This window comes from Mycobacterium appelbergii (genome assembly GCF_032883035.1).
Classification (GTDB): Bacteria; Actinomycetota; Actinomycetes; order Mycobacteriales; family Mycobacteriaceae; genus Mycobacterium; species Mycobacterium appelbergii.
Genome location: NZ_JAMQTH010000023.1, coordinates 65181 through 91325 on the forward strand (window position 1 = coordinate 65181; position 26145 = coordinate 91325).

The 26145-nt window shown below is 64.8% G+C and carries 19 protein-coding genes; 7 read left to right on the top strand and 12 right to left on the bottom strand.

Annotated elements, in window-relative coordinates:
• Positions 1 to 15: 15 nt before the first annotated feature.
• The 3 genes from M1247_RS35120 to M1247_RS35130 are packed head-to-tail and all read right to left on the bottom strand — an operon-like array spanning position 16 to position 5789.
• Entirely contained in the window at positions 16 to 1443 is a 1428-nt protein-coding gene (locus M1247_RS35120; protein WP_317161075.1) for a short-chain fatty acid transporter, read from the bottom strand.
• 4 nt (positions 1444 to 1447) lie between these two features.
• Complete coding sequence (gene lhpI / locus M1247_RS35125; RefSeq protein WP_317161095.1) at positions 1448 to 2380, bottom strand: bifunctional Delta(1)-pyrroline-2-carboxylate/Delta(1)-piperideine-2-carboxylate reductase; 933 nt, start codon at positions 2378 to 2380, stop codon at positions 1448 to 1450.
• Between the two features lie 22 nt (positions 2381 to 2402).
• Positions 2403 to 5789, bottom strand: coding sequence for a molybdopterin-dependent oxidoreductase (locus tag M1247_RS35130; protein WP_317161076.1), 3387 nt, complete (start codon positions 5787 to 5789; stop codon positions 2403 to 2405).
• 95 nt (positions 5790 to 5884) lie between these two features.
• On the opposite strand from M1247_RS35130, the gene M1247_RS35135 reads away from it, so the two are divergent.
• Entirely contained in the window at positions 5885 to 6535 is a 651-nt protein-coding gene (locus M1247_RS35135; RefSeq protein WP_317161077.1) for a GntR family transcriptional regulator, read from the top strand.
• 84 nt (positions 6536 to 6619) lie between these two features.
• Here M1247_RS35135 and M1247_RS35140 read toward each other — a convergent pair whose 3' ends face one another.
• Positions 6620 to 6835 carry an antitoxin gene (locus M1247_RS35140; protein ID WP_317161078.1) on the bottom strand — a complete coding sequence of 72 codons (216 nt, stop codon included), beginning with the start codon at positions 6833 to 6835 and terminating at the stop codon, positions 6620 to 6622.
• 73 nt (positions 6836 to 6908) lie between these two features.
• On the bottom strand, positions 6909 to 8051 hold the full coding sequence (locus M1247_RS35145; protein WP_317161079.1) for a hypothetical protein: 1143 nt from the start codon (positions 8049 to 8051) through the stop codon (positions 6909 to 6911).
• A 171-nt stretch (positions 8052 to 8222) separates the two neighbouring features.
• Here M1247_RS35145 and M1247_RS35150 point away from each other — a divergent pair, with 171 nt between their 5' ends.
• Positions 8223 to 9359: an SMP-30/gluconolactonase/LRE family protein gene (locus M1247_RS35150; RefSeq protein ID WP_317161080.1), complete on the top strand. Its 1137-nt coding sequence runs from the start codon at positions 8223 to 8225 to the stop codon at positions 9357 to 9359.
• Here the strand turns inward: M1247_RS35150 and M1247_RS35155 are convergent.
• Positions 9356 to 11011 (bottom strand): SWIM zinc finger family protein, encoded by a 1656-nt coding sequence (locus tag M1247_RS35155; protein WP_317161081.1) that lies wholly within the window; start codon positions 11009 to 11011, stop codon positions 9356 to 9358. The two genes, M1247_RS35150 and M1247_RS35155, sit on opposite strands and share 4 nt — an antisense overlap.
• Positions 11012 to 11116: 105 nt before the next feature.
• Between M1247_RS35155 and M1247_RS35160 the strand changes: the two genes are divergently transcribed.
• Positions 11117 to 12034 carry a hypothetical protein gene (locus tag M1247_RS35160; protein WP_317161082.1) on the top strand — a complete coding sequence of 306 codons (918 nt, stop codon included), beginning with the start codon at positions 11117 to 11119 and terminating at the stop codon, positions 12032 to 12034.
• 80 nt (positions 12035 to 12114) lie between these two features.
• Here M1247_RS35160 and M1247_RS35165 read toward each other — a convergent pair whose 3' ends face one another.
• Positions 12115 to 12561 carry a hypothetical protein gene (locus M1247_RS35165; RefSeq protein ID WP_317161083.1) on the bottom strand — a complete coding sequence of 149 codons (447 nt, stop codon included), beginning with the start codon at positions 12559 to 12561 and terminating at the stop codon, positions 12115 to 12117.
• 430 nt (positions 12562 to 12991) lie between these two features.
• Here M1247_RS35165 and M1247_RS35170 point away from each other — a divergent pair, with 430 nt between their 5' ends.
• Positions 12992 to 13399, top strand: coding sequence for a hypothetical protein (locus tag M1247_RS35170; RefSeq protein ID WP_317161084.1), 408 nt, complete (start codon positions 12992 to 12994; stop codon positions 13397 to 13399).
• A 713-nt stretch (positions 13400 to 14112) separates the two neighbouring features.
• On the opposite strand, the gene M1247_RS35175 is transcribed toward M1247_RS35170, so the two are convergent.
• Positions 14113 to 14709, bottom strand: coding sequence for an Ltp family lipoprotein (locus M1247_RS35175; protein ID WP_317161085.1), 597 nt, complete (start codon positions 14707 to 14709; stop codon positions 14113 to 14115).
• A gap of 175 nt (positions 14710 to 14884) precedes the next feature.
• On the opposite strand from M1247_RS35175, the gene M1247_RS35180 reads away from it, so the two are divergent.
• The 3 genes from M1247_RS35180 (at position 14885) to M1247_RS35190 (ending at position 17692) form a co-directional block, all read left to right on the top strand.
• A complete protein-coding gene (locus M1247_RS35180) occupies positions 14885 to 15163 on the top strand; it encodes a type VII secretion target (protein WP_317161086.1) in 279 nt (92 codons plus the stop codon).
• Complete coding sequence (locus tag M1247_RS35185) at positions 15160 to 17109, top strand: hypothetical protein (RefSeq protein ID WP_317161087.1); 1950 nt, start codon at positions 15160 to 15162, stop codon at positions 17107 to 17109. Before M1247_RS35180 ends, M1247_RS35185 begins: the two co-directional genes overlap by 4 nt.
• 259 nt (positions 17110 to 17368) lie before the next feature.
• On the top strand, positions 17369 to 17692 hold the full coding sequence (locus tag M1247_RS35190; RefSeq protein ID WP_317161088.1) for a contact-dependent growth inhibition system immunity protein: 324 nt from the start codon (positions 17369 to 17371) through the stop codon (positions 17690 to 17692).
• A gap of 211 nt (positions 17693 to 17903) precedes the next feature.
• Here M1247_RS35190 and M1247_RS35195 read toward each other — a convergent pair whose 3' ends face one another.
• The 4 genes from M1247_RS35195 to M1247_RS35210 all read right to left on the bottom strand — a co-directional run bounded on the left by M1247_RS35195 (position 17904) and on the right by M1247_RS35210 (position 26022).
• Entirely contained in the window at positions 17904 to 18275 is a 372-nt protein-coding gene (locus M1247_RS35195; RefSeq protein WP_317161089.1) for a hypothetical protein, read from the bottom strand.
• Between the two features lie 74 nt (positions 18276 to 18349).
• The gene (locus M1247_RS35200) at positions 18350 to 24688 is read right to left on the bottom strand and encodes an anti-phage protein ProA (protein WP_317161090.1); all 6339 of its coding nucleotides are present in this window, start codon (positions 24686 to 24688) and stop codon (positions 18350 to 18352) included.
• A gap of 184 nt (positions 24689 to 24872) precedes the next feature.
• Positions 24873 to 25238 (bottom strand): DUF732 domain-containing protein, encoded by a 366-nt coding sequence (locus tag M1247_RS35205; RefSeq protein WP_317161091.1) that lies wholly within the window; start codon positions 25236 to 25238, stop codon positions 24873 to 24875.
• A gap of 202 nt (positions 25239 to 25440) precedes the next feature.
• On the bottom strand, positions 25441 to 26022 hold the full coding sequence (locus M1247_RS35210; protein ID WP_317161092.1) for a DUF2510 domain-containing protein: 582 nt from the start codon (positions 26020 to 26022) through the stop codon (positions 25441 to 25443).
• Between the last annotated feature and the right edge of the window lie 123 nt (positions 26023 to 26145).

Consider the following 26145-nt stretch of genomic DNA (forward strand, 5'->3'; position numbering starts at 1 on the left):
GTCCACGGCCACTCGTCAGAAGAAGAACGGTGCGACGAGGAACGCGCCGGAGACAACCACGAAATAGGCGATGAACAGCGTGAGCAGAAAACCCATCACGTCGCGGAAGCCCAAGCGGGCGATCGCCAACAGCGGCAGCGCCCAGAAGGGCTGGATCGCATCGGTGGCCATATCGCCCCAGGCGTAGGCGATCACCGTCAGTTCGGGTGAGACGCCCAGGTTTTGCGCGGCTTCGGCGATGTAGGGCGCTTCGATGGCGAACTTGGACCCGCCGGAGGGCACGAACAGGTTGACCAGCCCGGAGTACCAGTAGGTCACGACCGGGAAGGTGTGTTCGTTGGCGATGGCGGTGAACCAGCCGGCGATGCGTTCACTGAACCCGGTAGCCGTGATGATGCCCAGAATCCCCGCGTAGAACGGGAATTGGATGATGATCCCCCAGGCGAAGGACCCGCCGCGCTCGGCCTGCTTCAGCAAGGATGCCGGCGTGCCATGCAGGATGATGCCCACGAACAGGAAGATGAAGTTGACGGTGTTGAGGGTGATGCCGGACAGGATCCCTTCCTTCAGTCCGGCGAAGTAGACGACGAGGTAGATCAGCCCGATGCCGCCGATCACCATGTTGACCCACCGCGAGTTTTCGATGCGCTCGGCCGGTGTCGGCCGGGCCGGGGCGGTCGCCGCGCCCGGGCCCTCGGCGCGGACGCTCTCCTCGTCCAGTTCGTCTGCCTCGGCGATGCCGGCGGGCGGGGGCACGGTCCGGTCCGCTCTCGGGTGCAGCAGCGGCGTCATGACCACCCACAGCACGATGACCACAAGTGTCAGAACCAGATTGAACGGCGAGAAGATCGTCTCGCTGACCGGGATCAGCCGACCGTAGTACTGCTCGGCGAAGTTCCCCGGGGTGGCGACCAGCAGCGGCGCCGACGCCGACAGTCCGGCGTGCCAGGTGCCGGCCATCCCCAGATACGCGGCCGCCACCAGAAGCCGATAATCGACCTTCGGTTGACGGACGGCCATGTAGCGCACCAACACTGCCGATGCGATCAATCCGAGTCCCCAGTTGATCAGCACCAAGATCATGCTGGTCGCCGCCATCACCGCGACCGCGCTCTTGGGCCCTTTCGGCCGGTCGGCCACCCAGGTCAGCAGCCGCCGGAATGGCGGTGAGGTGGCCACCACAAATCCGGTGAGCATGATCATGGCCATCTGCATGCCGAACTCGAGCAGTTCCCAGAACCCGTCGCCCCACCCGGCGATCAGGTCGCCGGCCTTGCCCAGGCCCAGCTCACCCGGGCCCAGGAAGAACGTCAGGATGAACACCACGAACGTCAGCAACACCACGACGACCCAGGCATCGGGCACCCACCGCAGGCTCCACCGACTCAACCCGCCGGCGGCGCGCTGTAGAAACGTCTCCCGATTCTGCGTTGCCTGCGACATGGTTTTACCCTCTCGATGTGCCGGTGACGGATTCATAGACGACGGTGGCGGCCGCCAGGTCGGTCAGCGCGGTACCGACCGACTTGAACACGGTGATCTCCGCGGCGTCCCGCCGACCGGCGTGCTCCCCGCGGCACAGTCCGGTCAGGGTGGCGCGGATGTCCTCGGCGCTCAGGGCGCCGTCGCGCAACGACTGCGTCAGGTCGCCCGATTCCTCGATCGCATCCATCGTGTCGATGAAAAGACTTCCGGTACCGACCAATTCGTCGTCGGCCTCGCGCATATCGGGGCGGAAGCTGCCGACGAGGTCGACATGGACACCGGGGCGCAGCCAGGCCCCGTGTAAAAGCGGTGTCGTGGCCAGCGTCGCGCAGCTGATGATGTCCGCCTCGGCGGCCGCGGTCGCCAGGTCGGTCACCGCTCGGGCATCGAACCCGTCGTCGCGCATCGCCGCCGCGAGTGCTTCGGCGCCTGCGGGGCGGACGTTCCACACCAGTACGTCTTCGACGGGGCGGATCGCGGAGTAGGCGTGTGCGGCAAGCGAAGCCACCGCCCCGCTGCCGACGACGAGCAGGGTCTGTGCGTTCGGCCGCGCCAGGTAGTCCGCGGCCAGCGCGGCGGTGGCGATGGTGCGGCGGCGGGTCAGCTCGGCGCCGTCGAGGACGGCCAACTGCTCTCCGGTGGTGGCATCGCACAGCAGGTAGGTCGAGTGCAGTGACGGCATGCCGTGGTCACGGTTGCCCGGGAAGACGCCGGCGACCTTCACGCCGAGAAACCCCCCGTCGACCCAACACGGCATCAGCAGCAGGGTTCCGGCCGCGCCGACGTCGTGGTGGTGACGGGTTGGCACCTCGGCGCCGGACACGAACGCCGAGCGCAGCGCGGGCACCAGACGGTCGAAGGGCAACCGCTCGGCGACGTCCGCCGCTTGGATCATTCGCACGTTGGTCACTCCAGATTCAGGCGTCGATGGCAAGGTCGGAGACGGGTACCGCCTGGCAGGTGAGGCACCGGGCTTCGTCACCAGGGTCGGCTTCGGGAACCAGGTAGCGGATAGCGCCGGAAAGCACTGGAACTTCGCAGCTTTCGCATTGGCCGGTGCGGCATCCGCTGCCGATCGCGACACCGTGTGATTCGGCGAAGGACAGCAGACTCCCGTCGGCCGGTGTCCACGTCGCGTCGCGCCCACTGCGGACGAAGCGAACCGCGTGGGCGGCGTCGGGCGGGGGTGCCCAGGTCGGCACCGGCGAGCTGAACCGCTCCTCGAAGATGTCGAATCCGGGGACGCCACGGCCGACCAACCCGGTGCGCAGCTGCCGGATCATCTCGTCGGGTCCGCACAGATAGAACCGGGCCCGCTCGGCGATCAACGCGGTCGCCACGTCGTCGGCGGTGATCCTGCCTGCGGCGTCGTAGTCCGATCCGAGCCGGTCGCCTGACCGCGGCCTGCTGTAGCGCGTGTGCACCTGGAGCCCGGGCAGCGACGTCTTCAGCTCGGCCACTTGTTGTTTGAACACGTGGTGTGCGCCGTCCCGGGTGACGTAGTACAGCGCGATCCGGTCGCGGGCGTGCCGTGCGGCCAGGGTCTCCAGGTAGCTCATGAACGGGGTGATGCCGATGCCGCCGGCGATCAGCACCACCGGCAGATCCGGCTCGGCGGGCAGGGCGAACCGGCCGGCGGGGGCGTTCAGCCCGACGGTGTCGCCGGGGCGAAGCGCGCGGGTCAGGTGCGACGACACCGGTCCATCCCCCCGCTTCACGGTGATCCGGTAGCCACGCCGGTCGGCCTGGATAGCCGGCCCGGACAGCGAGTAGGACCTGTTGGCCGTGCCGTCGGGCATGTCGTCGAGGTGCACCGTGACGTGCTGGCCGGGGCGGAAGTCCGGCGGGGCTGCGCCGTTCGACGGCCGCAGGTGGATCGAGACGGCGTCGGTCGCCTCGGTCACCACGCTTGTCACGGTGAACGGCCGCAGGCCCGGCCAGGACGGTCGGGGGTCGGCAGCCTTGCGGATGTCGCAGACCAGCGAGCGGTGCGGCACCGAACCGCTGATCGGGTCGGCGTGATCGGCAGGGACGAGCAGGTTGAAATTGCTGCCGGCGGCGGAGAACGCGTCGTATCCGGGCAGGCCGACATCGGGGGCGGACTCCCACCATCCGTATTCGGCGACCACCACCCTGTCGTGCAGGGCCGGGTCGAGCTCGGCGCGCATCCTTATCCGGCCGTGGCGGGTGGCCAGCTCCACCCAGTCCCCGCCCGCGATGCCCCGTTGCGCAGCCAGTTCTGGGTTGAGGCACACCGTGGGTTCCGCCGCGCGAGTGCGTAGCGACGCGATGCCGCGGTGCTGGGTGTGGCAGAAGCGGCTGGTCTTGGTCGAGGTGAGCACCAGGGGGAACCCCGGGTCGGCACCGTCTCCCACCGGGGAGTCGGCGGGCTCGACGTAGCCGGGCAACGGATCGTAGCCGTGGCGCGCCAACCGCTCGGAATACAGTTCGGCCCTGCGGGTTTCGGTGGTGAATCCGCGGACCCCGCCGTCCGGGAGAGGGTCGGCGTACTTGCGGTACCGCCGCGGCAGCGGTATGCGCATGCCTTCGGGGCGCTCCCTCAGCTCGGCCACGGTGATGTCGAGCGGGTCGAGCACGTGCTGCCATCCGGCTTCGACGTCGCCGCCGAAGAAGTCCTCGCCCAACCCGAGCCGGGTCGCCAACGCGAAGACGATCTCGGTGTCGGACCGGCTCTCCCCGACCGGCGGGACCATCCGGCCACGCAGCTGCACCCGCTCCTGCGCCTCGTGGCTGATCTCGAAACCGGTCTTGAGCGCTTCGCGCTCCCACGGGCTGTTCACCGGCAGCACGATGTCGGCGAGCTCGGCGGTCGGATTCATGAACAGGTTGGCGTGGACATGGAAGTCCAGGCTCCGCAACGCATCGCGACCCCGGATCGGATCTGCCTGGGAAACCAGCAGATTCGAACCGAATCCCATCAATGCGCGTACCGGGTACGGCTTTTCGTCGAGGATCGCGGTGTACAGGTCACGGGCGGTGACCCAGCCCTGCGACGGCGGCCCGAGGGGTCGTTCGTCGGCACCGAGCGCCTTGGCGCGCTGCGCGCCGAGCTGGTCGAAGCCGGTGACGGCGTTGACCGGCAGCGCGGGGTGAATCACGTTGCCGCCGGGGGTGTCGAAGGAGCCGGTGAGCGCGTACAGGCAGGCGATCGCCCGATCGGTCTGCGTCGCGTTGGTGTGCTGTCCCACCCCGGACCAGCTGTGGTAGGACACCCGCTGCGCGTCGGCGATCGCGTCGGCGAGCGCGGCGATGTCTTCCTTCGGCGCCCAGGTGACCGCCGCGACCCGGTCCAGTGGCCACTCGGCGCACAGCTGCCGGTACCGCTGAAAGGCCGTGGTGCAGCGCACGTTACCGTCACGGGTGGTCACGACGACTGCACCGTCCAACACCAGTCCGTCCGGTGCGGGATAACGGGTGTCGTAGGGCACCACCTGGACGCCATCGAATCCGACGTAGCACTCCGGCGCCTCGGTGGCGGCCAGGTCGTCACCCCGCAGGAACCGGCCGGTGTCTTCGCGCACCAACAACGGACCGTTGCTCCACCGCCGGATGAACTCCTCGTCGAACCGGCCGGACTCGATGAGCCGGTTGGCCAGCCCGAGGGCCAACGCCCCGTCGGAGCCGGGCCGCACCCGTACCCACAGGTCGGCCTGCGCGCCGCTGCCCGCTGACCGGGGGTCGACCACCGCCACCCTGGCTCCGCGGGCTCGGGCGGTTGCGACCGCAGTGGACTGGGCCAGCCAGACGCGGGCCGGGTTGTGTCCCCACAACATGGCCAGGTCGGTGTTCGCGTAGTCGGCGGCGGGAATGCCACGGCCGAACGTGAAGGCGTGTGCGTGATCCTTGTGCCAGTTGCAGATTTCGGTCGCGTAGGAGATGTTCGGGCTGCCGAAGAGCCGGATGAACCTCTCCACCCAGTCGATGCCGTCGGAGATCGGGGTGCCACTGGGCGACGTCACCGAGAACGCGACCGCCTCCGGGCCGCTCTCGCGGCGAATCTCGTCGAACCGGGTGGCGATCTCGGTCAACGCCTCGTCCCACCCGATCTCCACCCAGCCCGGATCGTCGGCGGTCTTCGGATTGGTGCGGCGCAGTGGGCGGATGAGCCGACGGGGGCTGTGCACGATCTCCGGTGCAGCCCGGCCTTTCGGGCACAACGCGGCACCGGTCGGATGGTCCGGATCGGGTGCGACGGACACGAGTCGATCGCCGTCCACCGAGTACACCGCACCGCACCGCGAACGGCACAAGGTGCAGTAGCCGTGGTGGCGCCGGATGGGCATCCTTCTCCTTGGTAGCCGGTAATCGATTACCGATAAGCGGCTATAGTTGTGCCTCGGCAATACTCTGTCAAGAGGGGCAGCGATCGGAGGGTCTTTTGAGCACGGCTCTGCGTCGAGTGAGCCTGCGCGAGCAGGCACTCGACGTCCTACGTCAGGCGCTGGTCTCCGGCGAGATCAAGCCTGGTGACATCTATTCCGCGGCCGCCCTGGCCGAGCGGCTCGGTGTGTCCAACAGCCCGGTGCGCGAGGCGATGCTCACGCTGGTGCACGAGGGGTTGATGGAGGCGGTGCCCAACCGGGGATTCCGGGTGGTGCCGCTGGCCGATACCGACCTCGACGAGATCTACCAGCTGCGGTTGCTGCTGGAGGTGCCAGCCATGGTCCAGCTCGCCGAACGCGGAATCGCCGGCAACCGGGAACGGTTGGATTCGCTGGCCAAGGACATCGAGCAGGCCGCGGCAGATCGTGACGTCATCCGATTTCTGGAAGCCGACCGGGCGTTCCACCTGGAACTGCTGGGGCTGCTCGGCAACGCGCGGCTGGTGTCCATCGTGGCGAATCTGCGGGATCAGACCCGGCTTTACGGACTGAAGGCGCTGGCACGCCAAGACCAGCTCGGTGCCTCCGCGGCCGAGCATGGTCTTTTACTCGCCGCGATCGACGCGGGTGACGCACCGGAGGTGGACCGGCTCACGCGCGCACACCTCGAACACACCCGCGGCGAATGGGCCGGTGGGGACGACTGAGCTCGGGCGCGTCGGGTGGGGGTGACGCGCAGCCAGCACCACTCGCATCACAGCAGCAGCGCTGGGCCGCCGTGTCGAGGACGATCACCTGCGTTCGAACTCCAACTGCTCGACGATGGTCCCTGTCGAGATATTGAGATCGGGCAGCGTGACGAGCAATGCCGCATTGTCGACTCGGCGGGTGGCAGCATCGAGTTCGCGGATTGCGACCGCTGCAACCGACGTGCCCGCTGCACGCGCCATCCGTTCGAGTCGATCCATGACGTCGTCGGGGACGTTACGCAGATGCAGCGTTCGCATATTCCGACCGTACTCATCTTGCTCGCTTGCTGGTAGCAAATTGCTAGCAGCACGAATCGCATCGTCCGTTCAGCTAGCCCGCATCAAGGTAACCCCAATGCCCTGCCTCCCTCAGCACCTCCCGCTTGTAGTGCGACCTCAACTTGTCGATCACCGCGACCGCGCCTGACGTCAATTCGTCCCGAATCCCGCTCTGCGCGTGAGCATATGGAATGAACGCGCGTAACAGATCGGGAGCATCCAGCGCGATCTCCAGCGCAATGTGGTCGTCGTAATAGGGCGAGCCGCCGATCACGTGCTCGACGCGCGCCGCGCTCCATCGCAGCGGATCACCCGGACCGGACTCGATGAGTTCCAACAGCACCTCCCGATGGCCGGGGTCGGTGAACGGTGCCGCAGAGTCGGTAGCGAAGAAGTTGTCGCAAAGTTCCTCGGCCGCCGCCCAGTCGGTGGGTGGCCGGTCCGCACCACCTTCGGGCAGCTGCCGTACCAACCACTGAATCAGGGCCCGGGACTGCGGCCAGGTATCGGTCGCACGGCTCAATGTTGGCTGGGCGAGCGCATCCTCGATCCACGTCCGGGCATCTGCCGGTGCCATCTCAACGACGTAAGTGTCACTGCTGGATTCCGCCGCCTGTGCAAGACCCTCGTCAATCGGATAGAACACAACGGCGGCATCGACGACACTGGACAGCGCATTGTGGTCGATCAGAACGGCCGCAGTCAGCTCGTGTTTGCCATTGAGTCGCGCGCCGATCACGAGTTCGTCGGCGTCGCCGAGCACATCAGCTATGCGCACCGCGCGGTACACCTCGACCTGCGAAAGACCGGTGACCCATTGCGGTAGAGGGTCGTTGCGCTCAGCCACCGCGTCTCGGCATCGCAGCTGGACCTCTGGATCGTCGACGAGAAGTTCGGCAAGCACGGCCAGCAGCGTCGTGGTCTCCCGATTCGGCTCACCGATCATGCCGTCCACGAACCGGCCTAGGAAGCCGGAGTCGCGCTCCACCTTCGGCCAGGCCAGCAGGTCGGACTTGCCCTTCTGGATCACGTAGCTGGCCGCGCCAAGCAGGTTGAGGGGATGTCCGCCCGCACGGGTTTTGCGTATCGCATCTCTGAAGGTCGTGTCGGGACGAGCTTCCCGGTCGCGTTTCTTGGCCCGCCGTCGATCACGACGAGCCTGTTTGGCTTTGTGCTCACGTCGCTTGTCTTTCATACGCGGAGGCTACTCAGGGACTCTGACATGCCTTCGGTGTCAACCACGGATCAATGCTGGAGCGGCATCGATCGATGTCAGAAAGGGATTAGACCGCCCTTCAAATCCTGCGTAGGTTCACGCACAGCGATCAGGTTGGAACCGGCACGAGCCCTGTCTGAAAGAGACTCGATGGACACCACACGGCGCAGCATGCTGTTCGGCACCGCGGCCGCCGTGGTCGCCGCCATCACCACGAGCGCGTGCTCGGAACCGTCACCGCCGCAAGCGTCTCCGAACCTGCCCGGGTCGCCGCCCCAGCCGCCAACGTTCCGGCCGAACCAACGCTATCCCGACCCGGCCGTCGAGATCCTCGACCCGAGCTTCGCCAAGTACCGAATCTATTCGAGCAGCCTCGAGCAGGTCGCCACCGGTATGCGCTGGGCCGAGGGACCGGTCTATTTTCCCGACGACGGATACCTGCTGTGCAGCGACATTCCGAACAACCGGATCATGAAGTTCGACGAGAAGGACAACAGTTTCACAGAATTCCGCAGGCCCGCCAACTACGCCAACGGCAATACGCGTGACCGCCAGGGCCGGCTCCTCACCTGCGAGCACTCCGTGACGCGCCGCGTCACCCGCACCGAGGAGAACGGCGACATCACGGTGCTGGTCGACAGTTTCGAAGGCAAGCCCCTCAACGCGCCCAACGACATCGTGGTGAAGTCCGACGACACCATCTGGTTCACCGATCCGCTGTTCGGCATCAACGGCGAGTGGGAAGGCAGCCCCGCCGAACCCGAGCAGGCCACCACCAACGTCTATCGGATCACCCCGGACGAGCAGATCACCGCGGTCATCACCGATCTCGTCAATCCGAACGGCCTGGCCTTCTCCCCCGACGAGAAGAAGCTCTACGTGATCGAGTGGAAGGGCACCCCGAACCGCAGTCTGTGGAGCTACGACGTCGGCGACGACGGCACCGTCGGCAACAAGACCAAGCTGATTGACGCCGCCGACCAAGGTGCGCTCGACGGTTTCACCGTCGACCGCGACGGCAATCTCTGGTGCGGCTGGGGCAGCAACGGCCTACTGCAGGCCGAACCGTCCGACGTCGGCGGCCGTAAGGTTTACGAACTCCGCGGCAAGCCAGAGGATCTCGACGGCGTCATAGTGTTCAACCCACAAGGCAAGGCGATCGGCTTCATCCGACTCCCCGAACGCTGCCCCAACCTCACCTTCGGTGGGCCGGAGAACAATCGGCTGTACATGGCGGCCTCCCACTCCCTCTATGCGCTCTACGTCGAAACCCACGGCGCGACTTAAAGTTTTTTCGCGTCCAACGCCTTCATCAGGGCGGGCCGCCTGCCGTATTGCTGACGGATCTGGGCGATGAACGATGCGAAATCAGCACTGCGGCCACCTCGTTCGTACAGGTTGGCCATTGTCACCAGGCGTTCGGCGATGTCCGGATAGATCGCGGAGTTGGGGTAGCGCAGATCCTTTTCGAGCTCCGGCCGGTACAGATCGGCCGCGGCGACAGGCCGAGCGTCCGCGCCCCGGACCGCCAACTCCTTCCACGCCCAACCCGGCCCGTAGCGCTCGGCGGCCCGCCACGCGGCCTCAATATCGCCATCGCTCAGATGGAGCTGCACCAGGACCGCGCCCTTCGCGAACCGGTCCGTGGCCAGTTGTTTCGCGTGGGCCAACGCCCAGGCATGTTCGGCGTCTTCACGGTCGACGCCGGCGGCGAAATCGCGCAGCGCCCGATAGCTGCCCACCGACGGTTGTCCGACGAAGTCGGTGCGAAGAACACCGATTGCGTCGTCGATGCGGCCCAGTTCCACATAGGTCTTGGCGACATGGTCGGGGTGCAGCCAATATTCGTTGCCACCACCGTGACTGCTGATTCGACCTTCCGCGACTGCCTGATCGATCCACGCCACCGCATCGTCGCCGCGTCCGGCGGCGCGCAACCGGTCGACAATCGCCCCGTACTTCGAGTGGTCTCCCTGACTGAGCAATTGGATGGCCCGGTCGAGATCACCGTCGTGGTCGGCAAGTTCCAACAGCATGGTGTCAGCCTCGAACCGGTGGAGGTGATCGCGGTCTGCGAGCCTGCGGTCCAGCGCTGCCACCGCCCGGCGGTAGGTCTTGAGTGCCTTGTCATCGAAGGCGTCCACGAAGTCCGCCAACACCACGTTCGGCCACCCGGGCGAATCGGCGCGGAATTTCACCAGCCACGTCGCGAGCTTGACCGGGTCGGGCTCGCCCAGCCGGCAGGCCCGCGCGTAGAGGTCGGCAGCCCGCTGGCATTGATCGCCGATCGAGCCCGAGGAGTCGTCGACGTGCTCCATGATTTCGCGCAGGCTGGTGACCGCCCGCAGCAGGGCTGGGCGTGCGAGTTCGGCGGCCCCGCTGTCGATGTGGTTCTCGAGTTCGTCGAGCATTTCACTGGCCGCTTCCGCGACCTCGAAGGAACGTCGATAGTCGATATATCCGCGGAACGTCAACATGTTTCGCACATAGGTTTCCAGTTCCGCTTTGGCCTGCGTGTCGTCACCGAACGCTGTCGTGGCGCGAATTTCCAGCAACCGGCGTACACCTGCGTCGCGCTGCGCGAGGGTCATAACGAGGGCACGCAGCTCCTCGACGTCCATCGACTGGACGACTGCCTCCACAGCCGTGCTGTTATCTGCGTCATCGACGGCGACCCGCCCGCTGTCGATCGCGGCAAGTCCAACGGCGACCAAATGCTTGCAGAAGTTGCCGTCGGCGTGGTGCGGACAGGTGCACGATCCATCGGGCAGTGGACCGGACCAGTCGAGCTCCACGGTGTAGACCCGCTTGGCCTGGATCGACGCGTAGGCCTTGAACTCGGTCGTGCGGAGGCCTGCGACATACCGGACGTAGTCCTCGCCCCGGGCGTAGACCACGTCACCGGCCGCGTGCAGCAGTGTCGTTTCAGAGAGCGGCATATCGCCATGGTGCCTGATTCGTGGGGTGGGATCAGCTCGAAATAGCAAGGCGGCGCGTGGCACATTGTTGGTGTCAGAGTTGGCGACGTGGGAGGACAAGTGGGCGTGACGACTGAACAGGAAACGCCGAGCCAGTACAGATTGATTGTCGACCGGAATTCGGTCGCGATGGGCGACGACGTCGATTCACATCGTGAGGCGTGGGAGCTGCCCGGTACCACGTCGATCGCTGAACTGCTTGCGCTCATGGCCAAGCGATACCTTCCGGGCGTCGGTGGTTTCGCCGGGTGGCGGGTCTATCAGGACATCGGCGAGGACGGGCCCGGTTGGACGCTCGGCTTGATCTATACGCGTGATCATCTACGCCAGGAGCGGTACCTGTGCCTGGCCGGGGAGTATCCGCGGACGGTGGCTGATTTGGCGCGTCGGGCACCGCTGCTGGTTGTGCATGCTGCGTACCTGACGTTCTCGGTTGCGCGTCCGGTCACGTTGAGTGAAGTGGCGGCAAGGCCGTCCTGGACAGGGGTTGAGGCTGTCCGGTCAGCGTCGGAGGCTGACGACGATGCGGAGCAGGATTGGCGGTTGCTTCGGCGGCTCGATGCGCTGGCCAGGGAGAGCCAGGGGCCACGGCGCGCTTGGGTACGTGCGTATTTGCAGTCCGTCAGCGGGCTGGCCGACGCTGAACTGTTCGCGGCCCGCAATATGCGTTCGATCGCGCAGGATCTGTGCCCGGCAAGCATGACCGTGGCTGCGAATGAGCTGTTGGGTGTCGACGGCGAGCATGAAGATGTGTTCGGAGGTTTGCAGCCGGGGCAGGCTGCGCTCGGGGTGGTGGCGTCGGTGTTTGGGGCGTTCGAGTGGGGGTTGTCTCGGGCGCTGCGACGACGGCAGCCGCCAGGTCCGGGAGTCACATACCTGGAATACCTTGCTGCGCATGGCTATCAGCTTGACCCGATTGAGCAGTTCATGTCGGGTCGGATCGATTTCGATGAGCTGGCAGCTGCATTGGATGATCGGCGATAGCCCAATATGTCAGCTGGCTGAGACGGACTTAATCACACCGACACGGTAAATCAATCCGAAACATGTTGGAGAACAACAGTTCATACCTCGTTAGTGACACCGCCCGGTTCCAAACTAAGAGGTAACGGTGAGTCTTCTCGTCCCCGCTCGCGTAGCTCACGCAACCATAGCTCGTATGCGGGTTGGTACGACCTGCCCAAGACTTTGGCCTCGTCAGTAATTCGCAGCCACAGTGTCCACGGCCAACCCGCCCGATCATCAAACCGGTCAACATACTCGGCCGATATCCGCCGGATCGATTCCTCAACCGAACTATTCCAGGGTTCGAATCGTGCGCCATGGTCGCGCAGGTCGCCGACCTCGGCTACTCCCTCGGTAACCAGCAGACGGACCAGGCTCAGCGTTTTGCGCTGGACTTGATCGAGACTGGCCGAAAGGTTCTCCTCCGCAACGTGCCGGTGCACCTCCCAGAGTTTGACCCAATCATGCTGGCCTTCCACGAGAATTTTTTCGCGCGCAGAAAGCATTGCCCGTCCTCCTGGCTACCTCGTACCGATAGGTCCGAGCTTACGGAATCGGCTCGCACTGGGATGCGCTGAACGCCATCCCGCGCCCGAAACGACAGAAGACTTTGATGGCGCATTCTGCCGTATCTGGTGCCTGTGCCCACCGACCCGGCGAAGAAGTGCCTGACCGAATTGTGGCGACTACAGCACGGCGCTCAGGCGAAAGCCCTGGGCTGGCCGGTCAACGAACAATTCCTCCGCACGCAGCTGGAGAATCATGTGGGACGGGTTGATTATGTTTTCGACCACGGAAAATAGTCGTCGCTTGACGATATGGTTATCGCGCGTCCCGGATCATTCTCAGCAATGGAGGTAGAATTCTAAGTAAGCACGCCGCCTCTTACGGGTATTAGCGGGTCGGAGATTCCTGGGTATATGTGAAAGGCGGACAATGATGAATACCAATTTTCTTGCAGAAGTTGAGGAGATTGTAGGACCGCTGCTAGCTGAATTGGGCTTCGCGCTCGACGGAATCGACGACGGCTCTGACGAGAGGGGAGGCAGTCGTCATATCGTTTACTACCGCTCCGATGACTGTAAGATCCAGATTTACAAGTCCTCCCGGGAAGGTGAAATCAACTGTATGATTGCACCGCTGAACGCACCTAACGAATTCGGCTTACGCGCAGACCGATGGCAATACTTTACTCGTTTCGCAAAACGGCCGGATCTGCCGCTGGAGGAGCTCACTCAAATCGCTAGATCCGAGTATGAGTCCTACTCGAACCCATTGGAATGGGTGAGAGATCGTATCGCCAAAAACTATGAAGCGGCGCACACAGGGATTCTGAGCTTCTGACAGGCCCCCGCTGCCCGTTGACCACCGGCCGGATGTTCGGATCGCGTTGCGCCACATCGATGCTGATCTCCACGACCTCCGGTCGCAGCGGTTCGACGAGGCGGAGACCTCGCGCCGGGCGGACTTCGCGAACAACGGTTGTGTGGTCGCGACGTTGCAGGCTGCCGGTCGGCGATCGCCACGACTACGCGCGACGATGTCCGCACCCAGCACCCGCACGACCCCAAAGTCCTGCCCGGCAGTGTGAGCGACACTGCGCCGACTGCCCGCGGAGGTGAGTGCGGTGGTATCGCGCTGCCGGATTCCGGAAAGCGATGTGCCCGAGGGCATGCCGCACGCCGAGGTGCGACTGATCGACAAGGCCGATTTCGACGAGAATCGGCATCTGGATTACGTGTTGCTCGACGCCGTGGGTATGACCGAAGAGCTTCGCGCGCAGGGACATAGCATTACCCCGCGTCATACCCACGTGCAACGATCGAACGGTGAGGCCTACGACGAGAACGCGATGGGTTCCACGCCGCTTCCGTTATCGGGTTCAGGGTCAGAACGACTCCCCCGGCTGGCTGGGCCGGCGCTCACGGGAGGCGCTCAGTATCACGCCTGCCACCGACAAGCGTTGGGTAAGTCCCCGGGCACACTGTCGACCACCGCACCGCCCGACGAAAAAATCGAGGCTCGACCTAGGTGGACTGACAAGCGGAGACCCGCCACTACAGCCCAGCTGCCGTGGCTCCGTAGGCCGCCTGCGCCGGGGTGAATCCCTCGTACTCAAGCTGCTCGATGAGTCCGCCACGGGAGAACGCTGAATAGTCCAGGTAAGCCGTCGCCGCTTTCGCGGCTTGCTCATTCCAGTCAACGGTGATGTGGTCGACGGCGAAAGTCGCGTCTGCGGTTGAGAAGTCCTCGTATTCCAATTGCTGGATGAGGCCCTGCCTGGAGAAGGCGGTGTAGTCGAGGTAATTCTCGGCGGCGCGCACCGCGTTGCGCTGACTGACCGTCGACGCGGGTTCCAAGGGGACCATGGGGCCGGAGAAGGCTCGGACGTGCGGTTCGGCGTGCTCCTCGATGCTGGTGACGGCGCCGGCCAACTGCACTGGCGGCGCAGCCACGTCGAGTCCCCCAGTGGGCGTATTGACTGCCCACAACGTGGTGCCACCGATGGCCAACAGCATGCCCACGGCAAGGGCGCCGAGAGCGTTCCTTCTCGTCGTAGTCCGAGATCTGGCACTGGGCGGCGCCACATTCGGCGGTGTGTGGATCGCGTCGCGATGCGCATTAGCGGCAGTCTTCACCTGGTAGGTAGTCATCGTATGTGCTCCATCCGTTGTTCATGGTTGCTCGCACACGCGAGCCGAACAGAATGACAGAGCCCACCGACAAGAGGGCTGGCTGCCGAACCGTCCGCACCCGGAACTCCCGTCGGTCCGGGAGCAAATCCTGAGGTACCCTCACGACCAGGTGTTCGCCGGTTGGGGGATTGGCATGGCTAACGGATTGGAAGTCGACGCGAGCGGGCTACGCATCGCGGCCGCCAGCAGTGGGGTCACGGCTACGAAGTTGGCCACTGGGACGGTAGACGGTGGACGGGGCACCACCCCGAGTCAAGCCGGCGTGGCCGCGATCCTGGCCGCCGCCCACTCCGTTCGCACCCGCCAGTCCGGCCGGATCAGCGGCCTGGCCGACGACCTCTCAGTGAGCAGCGCCCGCTACGACACCACCGACGACGACGGCCGCGACGCCATCACCACGGTGAGCGTGTGAGCCCTGCCGCTCCCGGCGCGGGCGGCGCGCTGCCCGGCCGGTCGGAGATCGAGGAGTGGCCCACCCAGCACCTCGACGACACGGCGGCGCAGCTGCGGAGCATGGGCGCCCAGTCCGTGACGCTGTTCGACGAGCACCGCCAGAGCATCGCCGCTCCCGGCGGTACCGCCTGGGAGGGCGACGCCAAGGACGCCGCACTGAATCGGGTGACCGCCGACTCTGCGGTGGTGCAGAGGCAGACCGCTGTTCAGGACCAGGCCGCCGACACCGCCGAGAACGGTGGTCACGACGTGCGGGCCGCCAAGCGTGAGGCGCTCGAAGCGATCACCGAGGCCGAGAACAACGGATTCAGCGTCGGCGAAGACTTGACGGTGACCGACACCCGCAAGTACGACATCAACACGATCGCCGAGCGGAACATGGCTGCCGCCGAGCACGCCGAGGACATCCGCTGGTACGCCGAGCGCCTGGTTCAAGCCGACACCTTCGCCGGCCGGCGGCTGCAGGCGAAAGCCAGTGAACTGGAAGGGATCCGCTTCGACGGCGAAGGTGCCGGGCGTAACGGCGAGGGGACGGTGCGGCTCGTCGACCACAAAGTCCAACACGACACCGAGGACCACAGAGACGAGCCCGGCGACAAACCCACAGAGCAGGCAACCGGTCAGATCGGGCCGTTCGCGGTTCCCAAGTCGGTCGAGGACGCAGCGAAGAAGGCCGAGGACAAGCCTCCCGTCACCAGCGACGTCGGAGGCGACCTCGGAGACCTCCTGGTCGCCAACGACACTCCGGACGGCAGACCGGAGGATGGTCAGGCCGCCAAGCCCGGCGACGAGAAGCCCGCTGGCCTGCCGCCAGTGCTCAGCCAAGTACCACCGCCCCCTGACAAGGCGGCGATCGACCGGCAAGCCGCGCAGGTCGAGGCGGCCCGGCAGAACCTGGCCGCCGCGCAGGCCAAGCTGGACGACGCCGCCGGACAGGACTACATGCAAGGTGCCGGGACCGGTCCCGGTCGGGACGTCAGCGGCCCATTGGCTCAAGCCGTGTTCGACGCCCGCGCCGAGCTGACCGAGCAGCGCAGGCTCCTGAACGAGCTCAACTACGCCTCGGCCGCTGCCGGTGGCCCGACTGCTCCGGTTGCCCCGCTTCCGGAAAACGCCGACGTGCAGGCGTATCCACCGGAACCGTCCGCCTTCGCCGAAGGCAGCCGCGCACTCAGCGAAGGCAGCCTCGGCCTCATACCCGACGTCGCCAAGGACATCGACACGTTCAACAACTGGGACCAGGCATCCGGCGCCGAGCGAACCCAAGCCGTCCTCGACGCCGCTGGAATGGTCCCCTTGCCCGGCGCGAAGCTCCTCGGCGAAGGGATCGAGCACGGACTCGACGCCGTCACCGGCTCAGCCCGACATCTCGACGACGCCCCGGGCATTCCGCACAGTCAAACCGACGCACCCTCTGGCGCTCATGCGCCGGTCGAGCACCATGCGCCGGCCAGCTCACCAGCAGAGCACCACACGCCGCCAGATCCTGCCCACTCGGATTTCGGTGCAGACCATTGGGGCGGTTTTCCTCAGGTAGAACTAGACATGGCCGACACTGCCCATGACATCTTCACATCGTCGGGGATGGACGAGTTGCGACAAGCAGCCCAGAACGGTGTGGCCGCCGAAGTTGAAATCAATGGCTACAAGGTGCTCTACGAGCCCGATATACCCGGTAGCGGCTTTAGCTTGGCCTCGTTTGGGGAACGCGGCTTTGCTATCGGACCGGAGGGTATGTCGTCAGACTTAGAGTTAGCACGAACCGTTGCGCAGGAGGTGTATCGGGTAAACATGACTGAGATACCCGAATTGGGCATCGATGCGACACGTGCTGCCAGTGAGACGCAGGCTGCATTCGATTTCGCCCAAAAATTCGGCGAGACTTTTCTCAACGGCGGAGGTTGATGCGAGTGTCCGAATACGTTGCTTTGGCGAAACGGTGGGCCCAGGTAACCAAGTTGGTCGCTGCAGGGGCTTGGGACGGCATTCGCTGCCCGAAGAATGGCGATGCTGATGTTCTGATCGAGAAGCGTTCATGGGTCGCGGAAAGCGACCCATCCGACAAAAGGTACGAATACTGGATCCATTGCCCAGGGTGTGGCGCGGAGATTTTTTTCCAGAGCAGAGACGAGTATGGACCAGAACGTAGCGTCGGGGCGGATTAGTGAACGATGGCTCGATCTCAACGGACTTGTACCAATTCTTCGGCGCCTATTTTCACCAGGATTGGGATCTGGAAGCCGATGACTGGGAGGGAATCGTCGACAAGTATTCAGCTTCGTCGACCCGCACGTCACAGCAACTCCAAGCACTCGCTACACATCTCGACAAGTTGCTCGACATTTGCCCAGATTCCGAACTCCCCGGCGTAATGATGGAGATGGGTGGCTTTTACGATCCGCGGCCGGAAATGACATACACCGAGTGGCTAGGGCAGGTTGCCGACCGGCTTCGCCAGCAGGCCGCGGCGATCGACAACAGCAGCTGACCCCAGCATTGAGAGTATGCCGCGCGTGCAGCTCGGCGCGCTGCCCTCATAGCTGCGCTGTTCGAGGGCAACGGCAACCTTGTAGGCGGCCCAGCCCACAACAACTACCGCGATAATGACCCGAGGGCGATCCAGACCGGTTTCGGGACCAGCGCGTTGAGCACGATGACGAAGAAGACGAGACCGCCCACGCCCGAGGAGCTCTTGTTGCTCACGACGCACCTCCAAGGATCTTTTCCAGGACAGTCGGGCGATCCTGCCGTACCAAAACGTCAGGAAACTGGGCGAGCAATGCGCACACGAAGGCCGACCGTTTGACGTTGAGGCCATTCAGCAGTTCGACGTGGCTCAGAGTTCCGTTCTTACTCAGACGCTCCCAGGCCACAGCGATCATCCACGCGGGCACCATCTGTGGGCCTGTCCCTCGGGACCGGGACCGCTCCGTCTCCACCCACACACCAGTGCGGTCGAGCGACAAAATCCAATTCGGACGCTTAATGCTCAGCGTCTCAATCTCATCGCTGCTGTTGACAACCGATGCGATGCGGTCATACAGGTCATCGTCGAATTCGACTGCGGTCATAGCGCCTTCTCAACCAACATGGCGCCATCCGTCAGCTTGGCGATCGTGAACGCAACCATAGGAACTCGTTTCGATTAGGAAGTGACGACCAGGCCCGCGGCTGACAACTTGAGTGCTCCGGTATCCATAGCACGCTGCAACGCGGCTTCCAAACGTGCACCGATAGCTTGTGTTATCCGGCGACCGCCGAAGAGCGCCAAGGCCTCCCGTTTGAGCTCCTCACTGCCGATCCCACCAGTCTGCTCGGCGACGATCGCCATCGCGTTACCGATCTCCTGGAGCGAAACCTCATCGAGGGCACGTCCAACACCGGACTTCGGCTGCCGGACCAACCTCCATTCCTGGTGATCCACGTCAGCGGGCCAGTAGAACTCGTCGTCTTTCCGCCGGTACTCGGCCGGCACGAGGCGTTGGATCGCCCGGCGCCGTTCGTCGTTGACCCGACCGAGCCCGAATGAGCCGGCAACGAGTTTCGCCAGCCGATCGCGATGGATCGGCGCTTCCGCTTCGATGACCTCGCGGATCACCCGGACCACTTGATCTGCAGCCCACGAACCGCCCAACTCATCCAGAACGGTCTTGTCCCCAACCACCCGAGGCGGCCATTCGCTAAATGTCCGAATACTCGGATGCCGCTTTGGCTTCGGCGGCGCGGCAGTGGCAGCCGACGGGGCTGACTTCAGTGCTCCGATCGACTGCATCGCGACGGCAGGTTCAGAAACCGTGACAGGCATCACGGCTTGGGGCTCCAGAACCGGAGGTGGTTCGGCCAAACGCTGTTTCGCCTCACTTACCGCGACCCGCAATCGAGCAATCGTCACATCGCGGTGATTCAGCCATTCCGGCATCCACACCCGCTCCACGGCCGGCCAGTGCAGCAGCTTGCCCAGCACTTCGACCGGCAACCCGTCCCGGTCGGCCACGGTCTGGCGTCGGGACCACTCGGCACCGTCCAGCAGGACCGCCACCAGCGGCTGGTCGGGCTCGTCTGGGTCCGAGATTACGAGATCGACCCGGAAGTCCGATAGCCCAACGTCGGTGGCGACCATGAAGCCGTCCGCCTGCAGGGCGGTGGCAATATCGTCGCGGTGCCGGTCGATGACGGGCCGCCGCTTGCCGCCCTCGGTGATCGACGCGACACCGGTGGCCGCCATCTCCAGGTAGGCCTTGAGATGCTTTGTCCCGACTTGCGATGTTTCCTCGGCGCGAAGGTCACCGGGATCGAAGCTCGCATACAGCACGACCTCGCGGCGGGCGCGAGTGATCGCCACATTGAGCCGACGCTCCCCGCCCGGACGTGATAGCGGCCCGAAGTTCAGCGGCAACACTCCGTTGTCCTTCTTGCTGAACGCCACCGAAAACAGGATGGTGTCGCGTTCGTCGCCCTGTACGTTCTCGAGGTTCTTGACGAACAGCCCGTCGGGCTCGTCCAGAGCGTGCACCAGACGATCATTGCCGGCATCGCGCAGCATGTTCTCGATCAAATCTCGCTGCTGAGCATTGAAGGTGATCACCCCGAGCGAAGGCGCGACATCTGGCGACGCCGTGAAGCGTCGGCGAATGTCATCGACAATCCGTTCAGCTTCAACTCGGTTGGTCCGCAGCGTCTTTCCCTTACCGGACCGTTCGAAGTGGCCGTCGACCCGTACCAGCGATATGCCATGCCCGGACGCTCCGACGTGCGGGGCCGGGAATGACGCCAATTTTCCGCGGTAGTAGTGGACGTTACTGAACGCAATCAGCGCTTCGTCCTGGCTGCGGTAGTGCCATGACAGCCACTGCTGCGGCACCTGAGCCTGGACGCATTCGGTCAGGATCGACTCCTCGTCGAGCACGATATCGGGGTTGTAGTCCTCGTCCTCGTCGACCGTGGCGTTGGCCTCGGCGAAGCTGGTCGGCGGCATCTGCTTGCTGTCCCCGACCACCACAACGGATTTCGCTCGACCCATCGCACCGATCGCATCGGCCACCCGGATCTGCGAGGCCTCGTCGAACACCACGACGTCGAAGATGTCGGGCCGGGCCGGGAAGAATCGCGCTACCGAGTCCGGGCTCATCAGGGTGCACGGGAGGATCTCGGTGATCAGCTCACCAAAGTTGTCCATGAGTGTCCGCACACTCATGCCGCCGCGTTTACGCTCCAGCTGGCGACGCAGTCCCCCGACCTGCCCGGTGTCGGCGGCCGCATGGAATTTCCGGTTCGCCAGCAGCTGGGCCGGGATCGACCGGCGGAGTTCATCGCGGATCACACCCGCGCTGGCTGCGAACCGCTGAACCGTCTTGTCGTGTGCGGTGACATCGAACTCTCCCAGCGCACTGGCCTCGAGCCGCTCCGCTATCGACGCGACGGCTTTGCCGTGATCGAAGGCCAGGGCGGCGTCCTCGGCCACGACCATCCCTTTCAGGATGTCCGTTCTGACGCTGTCCATTCCGGCGTGACGTAGCGGTTCCACGTGGTTGACGAGGTCGACCCATCGCTCCGCCGACGCCGGATTCTCGATCCGACGATCCGCGCGGGTCGCCCACCATTGCTCGATGAACGATCCCTCCCCCGCCCACACCCGCTGCCGGGCCTCGCTGGTACCCGTGACCTTCGTGAGCCGCTCCCACGCGGCGGCCAACCGTTGCAGGGGCTGTCCCAGGGCGCCCTGTTGGGTACCGCGGTAGAAGGTCCGCAGGTCGGCGATGCGGGGATCCTGAGGTTTGTTCGACAACATGGCGCCAACCCGCCGCACGCACGCGATACCGGCGTGCAGGTGCGCAATATCCTCGGCGACAAGCGGATTCCACGGCCGCTGGAATATCGCCCCCGGCAGCTGAGCCGTCCGTTGGCGTACCTCGGCCACCTCGGCGTGTGTGCCTGCGATGTTCCCCGTGAGCGTGGAGAGCGTCTTGAGCTTCACCGCGGAGGGTTCGATGGCCAGTACGTCGCTGAGCTGTTCGAGCACGGCGCGGCGCCGTTTCTTTCGCCCGAAGAATCCCGACTCGTCGGCTTCGACTGCCTCCGCATGGATTGCGGGGATGTCGAGGTCCATCGCGGCCGGTGTTGCCGTCGCCAGCCAGTCAGGTTTGGATTGGGCAATCCTCGCCGACAGCTGCTCGACGGCGGCAAGCTGCCGCGCACCATCCGGTGCGTGCAGCGTGTCGACGGCATCGAGCGGCAGTCGCGGTTCAGCGGTCAGCCGCGCCCAGGCATCGAGCGCAATAGCGCTGTCGATTCGAGCGAGTTTGTCCAGCGCGATGCCACCATCCTGGACGGCTTGCAGTGCAGAATCGAATTCGGCGGCAGCGGCATGGATTCCCGCAGCGTCCAGCCCGGCGGGCGGCGCCGAGTCGATGAAACCCCACGGGTGCTCTCGTCGAGGCCGAGCCATGTCGACCTTCTCCGGAAGCATCCTTAGCACCTGACCAACCCCGTCAAAGGTTTCCGGGTTTCCGCGAGCAACGAGTGCCTTCGGGACATCCAGAGGAGAGACATCCGGGTCGGCGGCAAGCGCAGCTGACCGGGCCGCGTATAGCGACTGGCCGGCAGCGTTGGTCTCGTGCAGCCGCGCGGCATAGCGGGCGAGGTGCCCACGGCTGGATTCCAGCGCTTGCAGCTTGGTGCGCAGCAGATCCGTGTCATGGGTGACCCGGAGTTCCAGCGCGTCGCGAATCTGCGCACGCACCGTGGCAGGCTTCGCTGACTTATCGTGGAGATCCAGGGAAAGCTCACCCAAGCCGACGCTTTCCAAACGCTTCTTGACGACATCGAGCGCGGCTCGCTTCTCCGCGACGAACAGGACGCGCCTGCCCTGAGCCATGGAGTGCGCCAACAGGTTGGTGATCGTCTGCGACTTCCCGGTCCCCGGAGGGCCCTCCAAGACAAACGTCTTGCCACCGACGGCGTCGGCGACGGCTCGTAGTTGCGAGGAGTCGGCCGGGACCGGGACGGAGGCGTTCAGCCCGTCCAGATCGACGTCGGGAATGTCGGTGGCGGGATCTCGGAACTGGTTTTTCGGTGTCTCGATGAGGTGTCCCACCAAGCTGTTGTGGGACAGCTCTTTCCAGGACTCGTCGAGGTCTTTCCACAACGGGAACTTCGCGAATTGCAGGATCGCCAGGTGGACGGAGTCTTCCACCCGGAAATGCAGCCCGGCTGCTGCGATCGCCCGTCGTACGGAGTCGAAGGTGCCGGCAAGGTCGATCCCGGATTCGTCTTCATCGGGGTTTGCCAGGCCAGGTAGCTCCAAGCCCAGTGCGGTGCGCAGTTTTTCGACCAGGCAATAGTTGGGCGTCGACGCCCCCGCCTCGTCGATGGCCACGACATAACGCTCGCCCCGGTTAGTCGTCTTCAACGTCACCGGCACCAGGATCAGTGGCGAGCGCAGCTCACGGTCGTTGAACTGCCAGTTGAGCGTGCCGAAGGCCAGATACAGATTGTTGGCACCAGTTTCTTCGACGATGGTTTTCGCCTTATAGGCCAGGTAGCGCAGCTTGCTTTGGTACGACGCGTCGGTGACGTCGATGTACGCGCTGTTGTCGGCCAGCAGCAGTTCTCGGTCGCGTTCGGGCAGATCACGCCCGAACCGAACGCCGCGGGCGACATCGACGTTCTTGACCGCATCGGACGCCAGCAGGGTGATCTTGGCGTTGTTATTGATGGCGTCTTCGAGCCGCGGTAGCGACGGACCGGGCACCTCAATTCGGAAGCCCGCGCGATCGGTGAAGTTGATCAGCTTGTTCCGCAGGCTCAGATCGAGCAGCGCGTTCTTCCATTGCCTGATGCGATCCGGAACGGGGGCCACCTCGGGAGCTGGTGTCACGGTCCCGGGGATATAGGGGGCGATCACCCGGGCCGCACGCGGGTCGTACTGCGTGACGACGACGTTGCCATCGGCGCCGACGGCCCTGCTCGGCAGGGGGTGGATGTGGGCTTCCCGAGCCTGGCGGATGTCGGTGACCCCGATGATGTCGCCCAGGCCGGCCGATAGATGTTTGACCCGCGGCACCTGACGGGCATCGTCGAAGCTCACGTCGTCCATGGACTGCGTCACCATGGTGGTTTCCACCAACCCGATGGCGCCGAGGTCCACCTGGTTGACTACGTCGACGACCTCGGTGGTGGATACGGTGCCCAGCGCCCCGTCCATGCGCCAGTAGCCGAGGAAGGCGTGGCCGCGCAGGATCCATATCGTCGAGTTGATCCCTGCCTGTTCCAGAACGGCCGCCATGGTGAGGGTGGTGTCCAGACACGTGCCGAGCCGCCCGTCGAGCACCTCGGCGGGGGTGCGCACCTTCTGGCCGTCGTCGCCCCAACTCGCTGGGGGCTCGGCGTAGCGGATGTCCTTCGCGCGCATGGCATCGAAGACCGCGCGGGCCATGGCGTCGACGCGGTCGGGGTTCTCACTCTGGTAGCCGTCGACCGCCGAGTTACCGGTCGCAGCGCGCAGCCGATCGGAGACGTCCGTCATGATCGCGGCGACGGCGGCCGCATTGGGTTGCACGTGGGCGGCGAGCATCTCCAATGCCAGCTGCGGCGGCGAGGCCTTCCACTGATTGGCGGCAAGGATGTTGACCGGTTTCGCAGCCTCACTGATGACTGCGCCGGCGGCGTCGCGTAGCACGACACGAATATCTCCCGGGCGTTGCTCGTCGACGGTCAGCATCGACGCCGCGTCGAGCTGGAGGTCGACGTCGCGCAAGATTGTCGGGCGGCTCGGAGCCAGGTCGACGTGCACTTCCCGCGGGCCGCCGTGGGAGCCTTCGGCACTGACGACGTCGATCTCCGCTATAGCGCCGAGCAGGTCGCCGCCGGTGTTGTCGATGGTGACGTGGTCGATCACCGGGATCCGGCAGTGGGCCATCGCGTAGCTGAGATCGGGGATGGTGGCGATGTCGATGCGGGGAGTTCCCAGTGGTGTCGACTGGGCTGGCGCCGCCCTGGGCAGCGGACGAGTCGGGGCGGGAGGGGGTGTGAGTCGCGTCGGGGTGTCGATCGGCGAGATGGTGGTTTGGAGTTGCGCGACGCGTTCCGCCTGCTCTGCGGCGTCGATCGAGCGAAGCAACAGCTCGGCCGAATCGATGGCGCGGTAGGCCTCGGCGGCGCCGAACTCGCCGGTGTGGGCCCACTTGTTGCGGACCTCCCGTAGTTCCTTGGCGTAGATCTCCGCCTGCCGTGGCATGTTGCGGGTAAAGGGGTAGCCAGCATCGCCGAGCCGCTCGGTCATGGCGCGCAGCATCAGGGCCAGGTCGGTGTTGCGGTATTCGCCGCCTCCCCGACCGTTGGCAGCGTCTTTCTTGCGGATCAACTCGGCCCAATCGGTCCCAGGTGGAACCACCCGGGACAAAACTTGCGTGACGAACGGCGAGAGGCCGCGGGCCAATACCGTGAGTGCCTGTCCGACAAGTGAATGATGGTCAACACGGTCCATGATTCACACCCCCCGCTTCATGGTCTGGCGCCCACCATTCAGCGCTTGACAGCTCACAACAATGGGACGTGCGTGCGACAGTTTTGACGAACATGTAAGCACGTCTAGCGGCAGCTTGCTAGATGTTTGTCGATTCAGTTTCTTGAGTGACATGTGAGGTGACCTCGGGGTTAGCTGGGGTGGCTCAGGTGTGGGTGGCCGGTCCGCGGCGGTTGATGAAATCGTTGACGACCGGCATCACATCAGGGCACATGGCCGTGGCAGCCGCGGTGACGATGATGGCGGTCTCATAGTCGGCGTACCCGCCGCCGGCGACGTAATTCAAAGCGGCAGGCACTCCCGCGCCACCGCGCATCAGCCGGCAGGCCATCTTGCCCGAATCGATGACGTCGGTGATCGACGCGTAGTACACACCTTCGTTGTCGAGCATGGCGACGAAGTCGTACTGGTCGGCGCGGGCGGGTGCCGCGAATACCAGGCTCACTGCCATGGCAGCAGAGGTAAGGATTGTCGGGATCGCCGCTCGCGCGCGGGCGGGATAGTGAATCATCAGAGGCTCCATCTGTCTGGTCGAAGCGCCCGCGGTTGCGAGCCGCACAGAATGACAGAGGGCACCGACAAGTGGAGCCTCGATGAGGGGCGTGCCATCCACGGCCAGGTGCTACGACCGCTTCGATAAGCCATCCGCCGTCAACATCGAGCAGGTCACCGCACTGGAATGGCACCACCGGGGCACTGACAATGCATCGCCACTACCTCACCTTGGGCGCGATGTGCTCGGTCCACCTCGCGCCGTCCCAGTACCGGAGCAGCCGAGGATCACGGGGGTCGTCGTACCACGCCGCCGGGGGCAACGGAGGGTCGACGGGTGCGCCGGCCGACCGTGCTCGGTCTTGACCGTCGTACGAATGGCGTGCGGTGGCTTCGGCTGTTCCGACCGCCCCCGCAGACAGGTCGTAGCTCGTAGGATCTTCCTGCGCCGCAACGAGCCTGGGAACAGTCACAGCTGCACCATCGAGGACAGCACTGTCGGCTTCGTTCGCCTTCACGCCATCGATCCGTACTTCGGCAGCGACAGGTGACCCGGTGATGTCTCCGCGGCACGCTGTGACCAGGCCGCGCGCCGCGAGGTGGTGGATCAGCGGCAAGTATCGCCGGCTCATCTGTGGTGTCAACTGTCCGACTCGATCACCGTCGACACGGACCTCCACAATCGATTTGCCCGAAGCTCCGCGTCCGGAAGTACTCTCGTGGAGCGTGACGATCAGCATCCCGTAGCCACCGGCCGGGACGAACTTCAGAAGCACATCGCTGTGCTCGTCTTCCTTCGTCACCTGGACAACTGTCGAGCGCGGTATCAACGTGTACTGAACGGTTGGTGGTGGCGAGACCCCGTTGCTGAGTCCACCCGGTTTTGGAGTCGGGTTTGTTTGATCCAGATTCAGTTGATGCTGCAG